The sequence below is a fragment of the Kitasatospora sp. NPDC059088 genome (assembly GCF_042738155.1).
Lineage (GTDB): Bacteria > Actinomycetota > Actinomycetes > Streptomycetales > Streptomycetaceae > Kitasatospora.
In genome coordinates this window covers 26272-39352 of sequence record NZ_JBHYGR010000013.1, presented here as the reverse complement: position 1 = coordinate 39352, position 13081 = coordinate 26272, and the positions used below count along the sequence as shown (strand labels likewise).

At 72.6% G+C, this 13081-nt stretch carries 13 protein-coding genes; 10 read left to right on the top strand and 3 right to left on the bottom strand.

All coding sequences use genetic code 11. The features are described 5' to 3' along the window. The first annotated feature begins 150 nt into the window (after positions 1–150). Both ACFWXO_RS08680 and ACFWXO_RS08675 read left to right on the top strand, forming a co-directional pair. A complete protein-coding gene (locus tag ACFWXO_RS08680; RefSeq protein ID WP_380522883.1) occupies positions 151–1437 on the top strand; it encodes a glycosyltransferase family 39 protein in 1287 nt (428 codons plus the stop codon). 63 nt (positions 1438–1500) lie between these two features. Further along, a complete protein-coding gene (locus ACFWXO_RS08675; RefSeq protein WP_375881795.1) occupies positions 1501–1989 on the top strand; it encodes a MarR family winged helix-turn-helix transcriptional regulator in 489 nt (162 codons plus the stop codon). A gap of 94 nt (positions 1990–2083) precedes the next feature. On the opposite strand, the gene ACFWXO_RS08670 is transcribed toward ACFWXO_RS08675, so the two are convergent. Beyond that, a complete protein-coding gene (locus tag ACFWXO_RS08670) occupies positions 2084–2566 on the bottom strand; it encodes a hypothetical protein (RefSeq protein ID WP_350507657.1) in 483 nt (160 codons plus the stop codon). A 479-nt stretch (positions 2567–3045) separates the two neighbouring features. On the opposite strand from ACFWXO_RS08670, the gene hemL reads away from it, so the two are divergent. From hemL to ACFWXO_RS08635, 7 genes are all read left to right on the top strand, one after another. Next, a complete protein-coding gene (gene hemL / locus ACFWXO_RS08665) occupies positions 3046–4374 on the top strand; it encodes a glutamate-1-semialdehyde 2,1-aminomutase (RefSeq protein WP_380522882.1) in 1329 nt (442 codons plus the stop codon). A 64-nt stretch (positions 4375–4438) separates the two neighbouring features. Further along, on the top strand, positions 4439–5089 hold the full coding sequence (locus tag ACFWXO_RS08660; protein WP_380522918.1) for a histidine phosphatase family protein: 651 nt from the start codon (positions 4439–4441) through the stop codon (positions 5087–5089). Positions 5090–5240: 151 nt separating this feature from the next. Beyond that, complete coding sequence (locus ACFWXO_RS08655) at positions 5241–5846, top strand: TlpA family protein disulfide reductase (RefSeq protein ID WP_375881807.1); 606 nt, start codon at positions 5241–5243, stop codon at positions 5844–5846. Then, positions 5843–6631 (top strand): cytochrome c biogenesis CcdA family protein, encoded by a 789-nt coding sequence (locus tag ACFWXO_RS08650; protein WP_375881810.1) that lies wholly within the window; start codon positions 5843–5845, stop codon positions 6629–6631. The genes ACFWXO_RS08655 and ACFWXO_RS08650 overlap by 4 nt, the downstream gene beginning before the upstream one ends. A gap of 2 nt (positions 6632–6633) precedes the next feature. Then, entirely contained in the window at positions 6634–8361 is a 1728-nt protein-coding gene (locus tag ACFWXO_RS08645) for a cytochrome c biogenesis protein ResB (RefSeq protein ID WP_380522880.1), read from the top strand. 3 nt (positions 8362–8364) lie between these two features. After that, positions 8365–9495 (top strand): c-type cytochrome biogenesis protein CcsB, encoded by a 1131-nt coding sequence (gene ccsB, locus ACFWXO_RS08640; protein ID WP_380522879.1) that lies wholly within the window; start codon positions 8365–8367, stop codon positions 9493–9495. 121 nt (positions 9496–9616) lie between these two features. Then, positions 9617–10024, top strand: coding sequence for a hypothetical protein (locus ACFWXO_RS08635; RefSeq protein ID WP_375881817.1), 408 nt, complete (start codon positions 9617–9619; stop codon positions 10022–10024). Between the two features lie 45 nt (positions 10025–10069). On the opposite strand, the gene ACFWXO_RS08630 is transcribed toward ACFWXO_RS08635, so the two are convergent. Then, positions 10070–11128: a ScbA/BarX family gamma-butyrolactone biosynthesis protein gene (locus ACFWXO_RS08630; protein ID WP_380522878.1), complete on the bottom strand. Its 1059-nt coding sequence runs from the start codon at positions 11126–11128 to the stop codon at positions 10070–10072. 349 nt (positions 11129–11477) lie between these two features. On the opposite strand from ACFWXO_RS08630, the gene ACFWXO_RS08625 reads away from it, so the two are divergent. Further along, positions 11478–12095: a ScbR family autoregulator-binding transcription factor gene (locus tag ACFWXO_RS08625; RefSeq protein WP_375881822.1), complete on the top strand. Its 618-nt coding sequence runs from the start codon at positions 11478–11480 to the stop codon at positions 12093–12095. A gap of 85 nt (positions 12096–12180) precedes the next feature. Here ACFWXO_RS08625 and ACFWXO_RS08620 read toward each other — a convergent pair whose 3' ends face one another. Then, positions 12181–12792 (bottom strand): ScbR family autoregulator-binding transcription factor, encoded by a 612-nt coding sequence (locus ACFWXO_RS08620; RefSeq protein WP_375881825.1) that lies wholly within the window; start codon positions 12790–12792, stop codon positions 12181–12183. Between the last annotated feature and the right edge of the window lie 289 nt (positions 12793–13081).

Genomic DNA, 13081 nt, shown 5'->3' with positions numbered 1-13081 from the left:
CATCGTCGGGGGCGGCGGCGGCCGGGCGCCACGGGTTTTCCGGGGCGGGCGGGGGCGGGGTGGGGTGCGGGGGTGTGCCGTAGGCTCTCCGGAACGTCGTTGCGCCGGAGCCGCGCGCACCATGAGCGGGGCGGGGAGTACCCAGAGCAGATGAGCACGGCATCGAGCACCGAGTCGTCCAGCACCGAACCGTCCAGCGCCGCTCCGGTGGCCGGGCCGGGGGAGCCGGTCGAGGAGCGGGCGGACCGTACGCCCGGCCGGTTCATGGCGCTGGTGGACCGCTTCGCGCCCGCGCTGGGCGCGTATGCGGTGGTCAAGGCGATCGGCCTGACCGTGTTCCTGATGCTGCTGGAGCACACCGGCGACTACTTGAAGAAGCAGCCCGGCCGGGGCGGCGGCGCCCACTCCTGGGACGTGCTGGGCACCTGGGACGGCGTCTGGTACCAGCGGATCGCCGAGAACGGCTACGACCCGCAGCTGATCGAGCTGCACGGGTTCCCGCTGGCCACCTACTACGAGAACTCCTCCGCCTTCTTCCCGCTCTACCCGTGGCTGATGCGGCTGGTCGGCGCGGTCACCGGCCTCGGCCCGTACGGCTCCGGGATAGCGGTCTCGGTGCTCGCCTCGCTGGTCGCCGCGGCCGGGATCTTCGCGATCGCGGAGCGGCTCGCGGGGTTCCGGGCCGGTGTGATCGCCGCGGTGGTCTGGGGCCTGTTCCCGGGCTCGGGCGTGGAGTGGGCGGTCTACTCGGACTCGCTGTTCGTCGCGCTGTCCGCCTGGGCCTGTTACTGCGTGATGACCCGCCGCTGGCTCGCGGCCGGGCTGCTGGCCCTGGTCGCGGGCCTGAACCGGCCGACGGCGGCCGCGCTGATCGCGGCGGTGTCGATCGCCGCGCTGGTCGCCCTGGTGCGCCGCACCGACGGGGTGGCCCGCCCGCTGACCGCGATGCTGATCACCCCGTGGGGCCTGTTCGGCTACGTCGCCTGGGTGGGCTGGCGGATGGGCGACTGGGGCGGCTACTTCAAGCTCCAGCGCGGCGCCTGGAACCGCTACTTCGACTTCGGCGCCTCCACCGTGCGCACGGTGATGGACGTGATCACCGGCCACTGGGACTTCTGGCAGTCCAATCCGGTGCCGGACCTGATCGCGATCGCCCTGCTGATCGCCCTGCCCGGCCTGCTGGTGCTGCTGGCGCGGGCCCGTCCGCCGCTGGTGCTGTGGGTCTTCACCGCGCTGACCGTCTTCACGGCGCTGAGCAGCAACCAGATCTTCGGCAACATCTCCCGCTACCTGCTGCCGGCCTTCCCGCTGTGCATCGGCCTGGCGGTGGCGCTGCGCAAGGTGCGGACCTCCTCGCTGGTCGGGCTGTTCGCGATGCCGGTGATCGCGGCGGGCTGGTACGCGGGCTATGCGCTGTTCGAGTTGGGTATCCCGTAACCCCGATGTTGGTTGGCTACGGGATCATCCGGCAGCAGACGGGCCGTTGCTAATCTCGGACGTATGACGACGACCCCGCCCGTGCGCCAGATCCGCGACATCTCCGGCCTGCTGGACCACGCGAGCCACGTGCTGGCGACTCGGATGGCGGCCGCCTTCACCGAGCTCGGGATCACCCCGCGCGCGTACGGCGTGCTGTTCCACGCGCAGGAGACCGAGCGCACCCAGATCCAGCTGGCCGAGCTGGCGGACCTCGACAAGACCACCATGGTGGTCACCGTCGACGAGCTGGAGAAGGCGGGCCTGGCCGAGCGCCGCCCGTCCGCCACCGACCGCCGGGCGCGGATCATCTCGGTCACCGAGGCGGGCGAACGCGCCGTCGAGCAGGGCACCGCGATCGCCGACCGGGTCCACCGGGAGGTGCTGGAGGCGCTGCCGCGGCCCGAGCAGGAGGTCTTCGTCTCGGCCCTGTCCCGCCTGGTGGACGGGCACCTGGCGGAGCCGGTCGAGAGCGAACGCACCGTCCGACGGGCCCGCCGCTCCCGCGGCTGACCCGCCCGGGGAGCCGATCCCGGGTCAGGGGAAATCGACGGACCGTCAACCACCCTTGCCCCGAGCGGCGTTCAGCGAGCCGGGCGCGGTGCGCTCAGGGCCAGACCAGGCAGTACAGCTGGTGCCCGGCGTCGTGCAGCCGGTTGGCGAAGTCCTGCCACTCGTGCAGCATGCTGTAGATCACGAAGGCGTCGCGCGGTCCGCGGCGGTCCGGGACGGTGGACCAGATGAAGGCGGCCGCGCCGAGTTCGGTCTCGTCCGCCTTGCGTAGCGGCTCGACCACGTTGTGCGGGAGTTGGACGACCGCGTAGTCGGGGTGCAGCACGACGAGTTCCAGCGGCGGCACCTGGTGCAGCGGGACGCCCTGGATGCCGGTGAGGACCATGGCGCTCATGGTCTCCGGCTTGATCTTGGTGGAGAGGTGGCCGGTGGGGGAGCCGCTGGTCTCCATCAGGTCGCCGAGCCGCCCCAGCGCGCCGAGTTCGCCGGCGTCCAGGCCCAGCCCGCCCGGGCCGAGGGCGGTGGGGACTCTGGCGGCGGTGGCGCGGTCCGGTGCGCCGAAGTACTTGTACGTCACCCCCACGTGTCCCTCACCCCGCCTCTCGCCGCCGCGACGACCACGACCCGTACCCGCTCCCGTACCCCCGCGTGCGGTCTCGGCGGGCCTGCGGGGGCCACCCGCTGCCTCGTCGAACCCGTCCTGCGCCTCGGACACTCGGACCATCCTCACCGGAACTCGCCGGAATCGACAGACCCCCGCACGTCCGGCGTCCCGCCGGCCGTGCTCCTTACCGTCATTCGCCGCCGTGCCTACTCGCGGGCCGTACCCACCAGCGGCACACAGCAGTCCTCTCCACACCCCTGTACACAACCGGAGCGCTCGCGCACTCTGTGCACACAGTCTGACTGGTCCGTGTGACGGAACAACCAGCGGCCCCGCCCGTACACCACCGCCACGGGCGACCGTCAGGGACAACCGTACAGACAACGGTGCCCGGATCATCGTTCCAGATGATCGGGCCGGACATGCAGAGCCCAAGGACACGATTTGAGACCATGTCTCCCGTGAGCTACCCCTACGAAGCCCCCCAGTCCCAGTCGCTGTTCGATCGCGCCTCCGTGGTCACGCCCGGCGGCGTCAACTCCCCGGTGCGCGCCTTCCGCGCGGTCGGCGGCACACCGCGCTTCATGGTGTCCGGCACCGGCCCCTACCTCACCGACGCCGACGGCCGCGAGTACGTCGACCTGGTGTGCTCGTGGGGTCCGATGATCCTCGGCCACGCGAACCCGGCCGTGATCGAGGCCGTCCAGCGGGCGGTCTCCCGCGGCACCTCCTTCGGCACGCCCGGTCAGGGCGAGGTCGAGCTGGCCGAGGAGATCGTCTCCCGGGTGGCCCCGGTCGAGCAGGTCCGCCTGGTCTCCTCCGGCACCGAGGCCACCATGTCCGCGATCCGGCTCGCCCGCGGCTTCACCGGCCGGGCGAAGGTGGTCAAGTTCGCCGGCTGCTACCACGGTCACGTGGACGCGCTGCTGGCCGCCGCCGGTTCCGGCGTGGCCACCTTCGGCCTGCCGGACACCCCGGGCGTCACCGGCGCCCAGGCCGGCGACACCATCGTGCTGCCGTACAACGACCTGGCCGCCGTCGAGCAGGCCTTCGCCGCCCACCCGGGCGAGATCGCCTGTGTGATCACCGAGGCCTCGCCCGGCAACATGGGCGTCGTCCCGCCGCTGCCCGGCTTCAACGCCGGCCTGGCCCGGCTCTGCCGGGACAACGGCGCGCTGTTCGTCTCCGACGAGGTGATGACCGGCTTCCGCGTCTCCAAGGCCGGCTGGTACGGCCTGGAGGCGGCGCACGAGGGCTGGGCGCCGGACCTGCTGACCTTCGGCAAGGTCATGGGCGGCGGCTTCCCGGCCGCGGCCTTCGGCGGCCGGGCCGACGTGATGGCCCACCTGGCCCCGGCCGGCCCGGTCTACCAGGCGGGCACCCTGTCCGGGAACCCGGTCGCCACCGCGGCCGGCCTGGCCCAGCTGCGCGGCTGCACCGACGAGGTGTACGCGACGGTGGACGAGGTCTCCGCCGAGATCTCCGGCCTGGTCTCCGAGGCGCTCACCAAGGAGGGCGTGGCGCACCGGCTGCAGACCGCCGGGAACATGTTCTCGGTGTTCTTCACCGAGGCGCAGGTCACGAACTACGACCAGGCGAAGACCCAGGAGGCGTTCCGCTACACCGCCTTCTTCCACGCGATGCTGGCCGAGGGCGTCTACCTGCCGCCGTCCGCCTTCGAGTCCTGGTTCGTCTCGGCGACCCACGACGCCCGGGCGATCGAGCGGATCGCCGCCGCGCTGCCGGCCGCGGCCCGCGCCGCTGCCGCCGCCACGGCCTGAGCCCCCTCCAGACCACAGGAGCAGTTGAGAAGTGAGCGCCAAAGAGATCACCGTCGTCCACGTGATGCGCCACGGTGAGGTGCACAACCCGGAGGGCGTGCTGTACGGCCGCCTGCCGGGCTACCACCTGTCCGAGCTGGGCCGCCAGATGGCCGACCGGGTCGCCGAGGACCTCGCCGGGCGGGACATCACCCACGTGGTGGCCTCCCCGCTGGAGCGGGCCCAGGAGACCGCCGAGCCGATCGCCAAGGCGCACGGCCTGGAGGTCGCGGTGGACCCGCGGCTGATCGAGGCGGAGAACGTCTTCGAGGGCAAGACCTTCGGCGTCGGCGACGGCTCGCTGCGCAACCCGGGCTACTGGAAGTACCTGACCAACCCGTTCAAGCCCTCCTGGGGCGAGCCGTACCTCGACCAGGTGGTGCGGATGATGGGCGCGCTCGGCGCCGCCCGGGACGCGGCCCGCGGGCACGAGGCGGTCTGCGTCAGCCACCAGCTGCCGGTCTGGATCCTCCGCTCCTTCGTGGAGCGCCGCCGGCTCTGGCACGACCCGCGCAACCGGCAGTGCTCGCTGGCCTCGCTGACCAGCTTCACCTTCGAGGGCGACAGCATCGTCTCGGTCGGGTACCGCGAGCCGGCCCGTGACCTGCTGCCGGCGCACCTGGTCGGCAAGGGCCGCAAGGGCGACAAGCCGGTGGGCAGGAGCTTCGGCGCCTGAGGCCCGTAAGCGGTGCGTAAGTATGACTTCGGGTCACCTGACGAAAGTCGGGTGGCCCGAAGTCTTCGCAGGTCAGAGGGTGTGCGACGCGCAAGGTAGGACCCCGGCGAACCCGCTCGGAACTCCATGCGAAACTTTTCACATGTCTGCCATGACGCGCCCCCGTCCCCGTGTCGCCGCAGCCGCCGCCACAGTCGCCGCCGCTGCGCTCGTCCTCACCGGCTGTTCCTCCTCGGGCTCGTCGAGCAGCAGCGAGGGGCAGGTCGGGTTCGTGACCGTCAAGGGGACCAACCTGTCGAAGGCGGACACCGGCAAGCGCGGGGACGCGCCGGACATCTCCGGGGAGACCCTGGAGGGCAACCAGGTCAAGCTCTCCGACTACCGCGGCAAGGTCGTGGTGCTGAACGTCTGGGGCTCCTGGTGCGGTCCGTGCCGGGCCGAGGCGAAGAACCTCCAGGCTGTCGCGGACGAGTACAAGGAGAAGGGCGTCCAGTTCCTGGGCATCAACACCCGGGACACCGACAAGACCAACGCCGTCCGCTTCGAGCAGGAGCAGGGCGTCTCCTTCCCGAGCATCTTCGACCCGGCCGGCACCCAGCTGCTCAAGTTCCCCAAGGGCAGCCTCAACCCGCAGTCCATCCCGACCACCCTGGTCGTCGACCGCGACGGCAAGCTGGCCGCCCGCGCCGTCGGCGGGACGACCCAGGAGGCGCTGGAGTCGATCGTCCAGCCGGTGGTCGCGGAGCAGCAGCAGTGAGTGGGCCGCTGAACGCCGCCGCCCTCCCGCTGGCCGACACCTTCACCACGGTCCAGAGCGGGGCGCTGCTCGCCGCCGCGCCGGTCGCGCTCGCGGCCGGGCTGGTCTCGTTCTTCTCGCCCTGCGTGCTGCCGCTGGTGCCCGGCTACCTGTCGTACGTGACGGGCTTCTCCGCCGCCGACCTCGCGGACGCCCGCGGCGCCAAGCGCGGCCGGATGCTGCTCGGGGCGACCCTGTTCATCCTCGGCTTCACCGTGGTCTTCGTCTCCGGCGGGGCGCTGTTCGGCCAGTTCGGCAACACCCTGCAGGAGCACAAGCGGGCCATCGCGATCGTGCTCGGCTCGCTGACCGTGGTGATGGGCCTGGCCTTCATGGGCCTGGTGCCCGGCCTGAGCATGCGCGAGGTGCGCTCGCACCGCCGCCCGGCCGTCGGCCTGCTCGGCGCGCCGCTGCTGGGCATGGTGTTCGGCGTCGGCTGGACGCCCTGCATCGGCCCGACCCTGGCGGCCGTCCAGACGCTGTCGCTGAACCAGGCGGACGCGGCGCGCGGGGCCCTGCTGATGACCTTCTACTGCCTGGGCCTCGGCGTACCGTTCATCGTGGCCGCGCTGGCCTTCCGCCGGGCGCTGGGCGCCTTCGGGTGGGTCAAGCGGCACTACCCGCTCGTGATGCGGATCGGTGGCGGCATGCTCGTCGCGGTCGGTCTGCTGCTCGTCACCGGGATCTGGGATTCCTGGATGAGCGAACTGCAGTCCTGGACCGCCGACTCCCAGATCGGAATCTGACCGTGAGCAAGACCACGACCGATACCGAGCTGCCCCCGGCGCCGGACGACGCCGCCGCCGCCGAACGGCTCAGCACCGCGCCGGTCGAGTCCGAGGGACCGACCGGCATAGGGGTGCTCGGCTGGGCGCGCTGGATGTGGCGCCAACTGACCTCGATGCGGGTCGCCCTGATCCTGCTGTTCCTGCTGTCGCTGGCCGCCATCCCGGGCTCGCTGATCCCGCAGAACGGCCAGAACCAGTTCAAGGTGCAGACCTGGAAGGCGCAGCACACCGCGGTCGCGCCGATCTACGAGAAGCTCCAGCTGTTCGACGTCTACAGCTCGGTCTGGTTCTCCGCGATCTACATCCTGCTGTTCGTCTCGCTGGCCGGCTGCATCATCCCGCGCACCTGGCAGTTCGTCGGCGTGCTGCGCTCCCAGCCCCCGGCCGCCCCGCGCAACCTGACCAGGATGCCGGTGTACGCGGTCTGGCGCACCGGGGCGGAGCCGGAGCAGGTGAACGCGGCCGCCCACCGGCTGCTGCGCAAGCGCGGCTTCCGGGCGAACCTGTCCGGCGGCTCGGTGGCCGCCGAGAAGGGCTACCTGCGCGAGGTCGGCAACCTGCTGTTCCACCTGTCGCTGTTCGCGCTGCTCGGCGGCTTCGCCTGGGCCAGCCTGGCCTCCGGCACCGGCGGCAAGCTGATGGTCGAGGGCCAGGGCTACTCCAACACCATCACCCAGCTCGACGACTTCACCGGCACCCGGTTCTACGGCAACCAGGACCTCGACCCCTTCTACCTCAAGCTCGAGAACTTCACCTCGAAGTTCCAGAACACCGGTGACCAGATGGGCGCCGCCCGCCAGTTCACCGCGAACGTGGAGTACTACGAGGGCAGCGACGAGTCGAAGGTGAAGAAGGGCACGATCGAGGTCAACCACCCGCTGGAGATCGGCGGCAGCAAGGTCTTCCTGATCGGCCACGGCTACGCCCCGGTGATCACCGTGAAGAACGGCAAGGGCGACGTGGTCTACCACGACGTCGTGCCGTTCCTGCCACAGGACGCCAACCTGACCTCGACCGGCGTGGTGAAGGCCTCCGACTACGGCGTCGGCCCGGACGGCACCAAGACCCAGCTGGGCTTCTCCGGCTTCTTCCTGCCGACCGCCCCGCTGAGCTTCGCCGGCACCGGCCCGGTCTCGCTGTTCCCCGGCGACGCCGCCCCCGAGCTGGTGCTGAACGCCTTCGCCGGCGACCTCGGCACCGACTCCGGCCTGCCGCAGAACATCTACCAGCTGAACACCTCCAAGCTCACCCAGCTGCAGCAGGACGGCCAGCCGGCCAAGGCCCTGCTCAAGCCCGGCCAGGGCTGGACCCTGCCGGACGGCTACGGCACCGTCACCTTCGAGGGCTACAAGCAGTGGGCGAGCTTCAACGTCTCGCACCGCCCCGGCAACGAGATCGCGCTGACCGGCGCGGTGCTGGCGATCCTCGGCCTGATCGGCTCGCTGTTCATCCAGCGCCGCCGGATCTGGGTGCGGGCGGTGGCCCTGCCGGGCGGCGGCACCCAGGTGGAGCTGGCCGGCCTGGCCCGCAGCGAGTCGGCGAAGATCGCCGAGGAGCTGGCCGAACTCGCGGTGGACCTCCAGGACGACGCCCCGGCGTCGGAGGAGGACCAGGAAGCCGACGAAGCGCCGGAAGACCCCGCAGCAGAAGACCCCACAGCCCCTGCCGACCAGAACTCCAAGGAGTAGACGGTGCACCTCGCCTCGGGAGTCGACCCACAGCTGGCCGACCTCTCCAACAAGCTGATCTATTCGGCGATGGCGGTCTACACGATCGCCATGTTCGCCCACATGTTCGAGTGGACGTTCGGTAGCAAGGGCGCGGTCGCCGTCCGCTCCAAGGAGCAGTCCGGCAACCTGGCCGAGACCGTCGCCGCGGCGGAGCCCAAGGCCGCCAAGAAGGTCACCGTCACCGTGGCCGGGGCGAAGGGCGGCACCACCACGCTGACCCGCACCGTCCTGGCGGGCGAGGGTGCGACGGTGGTCACCGGCGGGCGCGGCGAGGACGAGGAGGACGGCCCGGGCGCGGCCGGCACCAGCGAGAAGGCCGACCTGGCCGGCCGGATCGCGGTCTCGCTGACCGTCCTCGGGCTGCTGCTGCACGGCGGCGGCATCGTCGCCCGCGGCCTCTCGGTGTCCCGCTGGCCGTGGGGCAACATGTACGAGTTCTCCTGCGCCTTCGCCTTCACGATGACCGCCACCTACCTGGTGCTGCTGGCCGCGCGGAAGAACGTGCGCTGGCTCGGCCTGCCGGTCGCCGTCGCGGCGCTGCTGACCCTCGGCATCGCCACCCAGGTGCTGTACACCGACTCCGAGCAGCTCGTCCCGGCGCTGCACTCGTACTGGCTGGCGATCCACGTCTCCACCGCGATCTTCTGCGGCGGCGCCTTCTACGCGGCGTTCATCGCCACCCTGCTCTACCTGGGCAAGGACTCCTTCGACAAGCGGATGGCGGCCGGCCTGACCACCGGCCCGCTGGGCACCTCGGCCTCGATCTGGCGCCGGCTGCCCGCCGCGTCCACCTTCGACAAGCTGTCGTACCGGATCAACGCCCTGGTCTTCCCGCTGTGGACGTTCACCATCATCGCGGGCGCGATCTGGGCCGAGGCCGCCTGGGGCAAGTACTGGGAGTGGGACCCGAAGGAGACCTGGTCGTTCATCACCTGGGTCGCCTACGCCTGCTACCTGCACGCCCGCGCGACGGCCGGCTGGAAGGGCCGCAAGGCCGCCTACCTGGCGCTGGCCGCCTTCGCCTGCTGGCTCTTCAACTACTACGGCGTGAACATCTTCGTCACCGGCAAGCACTCGTACGCGGGGATCTGACCGGAGGCACGCACCCACCGGCCCGGCTTTCCGCACGAGATCGCCGGGCCGAGGTGCAAGAGGGGTACGACGTGCCGGCCGTCCGTGCCGGTACGGGGAGGAACGAGGAGGAGATCGCGCAATGGAGTGCGACGAGGTCATGCTGACCGTCCGAATCACCGCCGCCGAGCGCATGTTGCTCCGACGGCTCGCCCAGGGACACCGGAGCGACGTGTCCGAAGTGGTGGCCGACGCTCTGCTGGACATCATCCCCACGCTCAGCGCGCCGGGGGACGCCTACCGGCTGCTGGGCGCCCTCGCGACGCCCGCGCCGTGCGCGCTGACCGTCTGGCTGCCGACCGCACTGGCCGACCTGCTGGTGCCCGGCGCGGCCCGGATCGCCCAGATCACCGAGGTCCGGATCGAGTCGGCCAGCGCGGCCCTGGGCGCGGCGCTGCGGCTCTGGCTGGCCCAGGACCCGGTCCGGCTGGCGGCCAACCTCAGCGTGATGCACGCCGGGCGGCGGCCGTCCGCGCTGGTGGCCGCCTGACCCCCGACCCGCCGGACCCCGGCCCACCTGACCTCGCGCCGGGCCTCAGCTCGCCAGCGGCAGCAGGCCGGTCGCGGTGGGGCGGCCCTCGAAGGCGTCCCGCCGGACCGGCACCCGCGGACCGTCGACCGGCTCGGTGAGCAGCCGGCACTCGGCCGCCGTCCGCCCGTCCTGGAGCAGTCGCACCAGGACGGGGGTGCGGCGGCCGTCCGGTGTCCGCTCGCGGACGGCCCGGACGAAGCACGGCCGGTCCAGCTCGATGTAGTGGTCGAAGGCGGTCACCAGCTCGACCGGCACCACCGGCTCGGGGTGGTGCAGCCGCTGGGCGGCCTGCCGGGCGGCCTCCAGCACCAGCATCCCGGGCACGTGGTCGAGCCCGTGGTCGAACAGCACCGGGTGCCCGGCGTCGGCGCGCAGCAGCCAGGTGTCCGGCCGCAGGGTCGGGCTGAGCACCACGTCCGCGGCCTGTGCCCGCCCGACCAGCTCGGGCGCGGCGGGCTCCGGTGGGCGCGGCGGGGTGGCGGCGCCGCGGCCGGGGCCGCGCAGCCGCCGGTACGAGGCGGGGGTGACCACCCGCAGCTGGCCGTCGCCGTGGCCGATCCGCAGGCCGTCCCGGGTGACCTCGGCGTGCACCCGCAGCGAGGCCAGCCGGCCGTGCCGCATCCGGACGTCCTGGCAGCCGACGGTGAGCATCAGCGAGGCCGGGTCGGCGGTGACCGCGAGGCCGGGCAGGCCCGCCTCGCCGAGCGCGTAGCCGAGCTCCTCCATGACGAAGTGGTGGTCGCGCGGCACCCCGAAGCCGGCGTGGCCGATCAGCAGCCCGGCCTGCCGGACGGTCTCGGCCATCAGCACCGGGTCGTGGTAGCGGTCCCCGGGCAGCCGGTAGAAGCCGTGCAGCCGGGGCCACTGGGCGCCGAGCAGGAAGTCGTACGGGCCGGTGGCCTGCCAGCCGGTGAGGAACACCTCGGAGACCGAGGCGCGGTGCACCAGGTGCCGGGAGACGGTCCGGTCGTGGAAGTCGTAGCCGGTGCCGGAGTGGGTGCCGTAGCCGGTGCCGGGGTGGGCGTACGGGCCGTGGGCGTCCGGCTCTACGATCAATGGCATGACTGGCCCCAGCTCCAGGGTGTCGGTCGAGCGCCCGCCACGGACGCCCCACAGCAAAACATACATACCACCCGGTTTGTCTTCTGCGGCCGGGGGTGGCCCGTCGCAAGACCCGGACCGACCACGCTACCTGGCCTCTGGTCTGCGGGAATGCCTGAACTGGGGACGGCAGACCTTGGGCGGGGGTGGTCCCCGCTGGACGGCGGGGTCGACACAGGCGCTAGATTAGATACCAACCATGCGGTTTCGGCCAGTGCCCTCCGCATGCGAGGCGTCGCCTCCGACCGAGGGCGCGCCGACAGCGGCCGGGTGGGGCGGGGAACGCGTCCGGCGGAGTCCGGGGGGATCAGTGGTCAAGCAGGAACGCGCGGGGCGGACCAGGCGGGCCGTGCTGCTCGCCGCCGCGGACACCTTCGCGGGGGCCGGGTTCGAGGCCGCCAGCCTGGTCGACATCAGTCGCCGGGCCGGGGTGAGCAAGGGCGCCCTCTACTTCCACTTCGTCTCCAAGCAGGCCCTCGCCGACGGTGTGCGGGCCGCCGCCGGACGGGAGATCGGCGCGGCCGCGCTGCGCGCCCTGCGCACCGAGGACCGGGCCGTCCAGGCACTGATCGACTTCTCGCACGAGCTGGCCCGGTTGCTGCGCGAGGACGTGGTGGTCCGGGCCGGCGTCCGGCTCGGCCGCCAGGGCCTGCGGCCGGCCGACGGCTGCGCCGGACCGGGCACCGCCTGGCGCAGCCTCGCCGCCGTCGTCCAGCGGCTGCTGGAGCGCGCCGAACGGGCCGGGGAGCTGCGCCCCGGGGCGGACCGGCGGGCCTGCGCCGAACTGCTCACCGCGGTGGTGGCCGGCCAGGTGCTGCTGGCCGCCGAGGAGCCCGGCCGACCGGCTCCGGAGGCCGTCCGGCAGCTCTGGGCGGCCGCCCTGCCGGCCCTGGTGGGGCCGGACGACTGCGCGGGCTACCGGGTCTGACCGGGGCCGGTCGGGTCCGACCGGGGCGCGCTGGGCCGCCGGCCCCGGGCGGCGCCCAGTCGTGCGGTGCGGCGCTCAGCGGCGCTCAGCGGCGTTCGGCGACGCTCAGCCGGGCCAGGGCGTGCGGCTGGACGAGGCCCGGGAGCAGCAGCGTCCACAGGTCGGCCATCCGCTTGATCAGGTCCTGCCGGTCGGCCAGCACCTGGGAGCTCAGCTGGATCCCGGTCACCGCGCCGGTGATCACACCGGAGGCCGCCACCAGGTCGACCCCCGGGTGGAGGTCCCCGGCCTCCCGGGCGCGCTCCAGCAGTGCGCCCACCAGGTCCATCCAGCCCTGGTAGGCGGCGATCTGCGGCTGGGTGAAGCTGCCGTGCTCGATCGTCAGCCGGATGCTGCCGCGCACCAGCGGGTCCTCCTGGAGCGCGCGGGCGAACGCGTACCCGAGGTCGATCAGGGTCTGCACCGGGCTGTCCGAGGAGGGCTCCCAGGTGGCGATCCAGGCGCCCTGGCCCTCGATCACGGCGAGCGCCAGCTCCTCCTTGGAGCGGAAGTGGAAGTACAGCGCGCCCTTGGTGACACCGGCCCGGTCCAGGATCTCGGCCATCGTGGCGGCGGCGTAGCCCCGCTCGTCGAACACCTCGGCCGCCGCGAGGAGTACCGCCTGGCGGGTTGCCAGCGCGCGGGCCTGCCTGGCCATCGCAGCCTCCCTGGAAAGTTCTGTACCTCGGCAGCGGCCGATCCTATGGGGGCCGACGGGGCGACGGGCGTGAACCGTCCGGTAGGTATCCTACCGAGCCGCTCCGCGCCCGGTCGGACGGGCACGAACGGCGCCGGGGGCCCCGGGTGCCCGCGCCGCGGCGGCCGGCGGAGCACGGCCGGGCAGCCCGACGGGGGGGGGCGCCCCGGGGGGGGGCGGCCGGCGCGGGGGGGGTGCGGGGGGGCCGGGGCCGGCGGCGCGGGGGGGTATAAAAAAACTGACCGGCGCC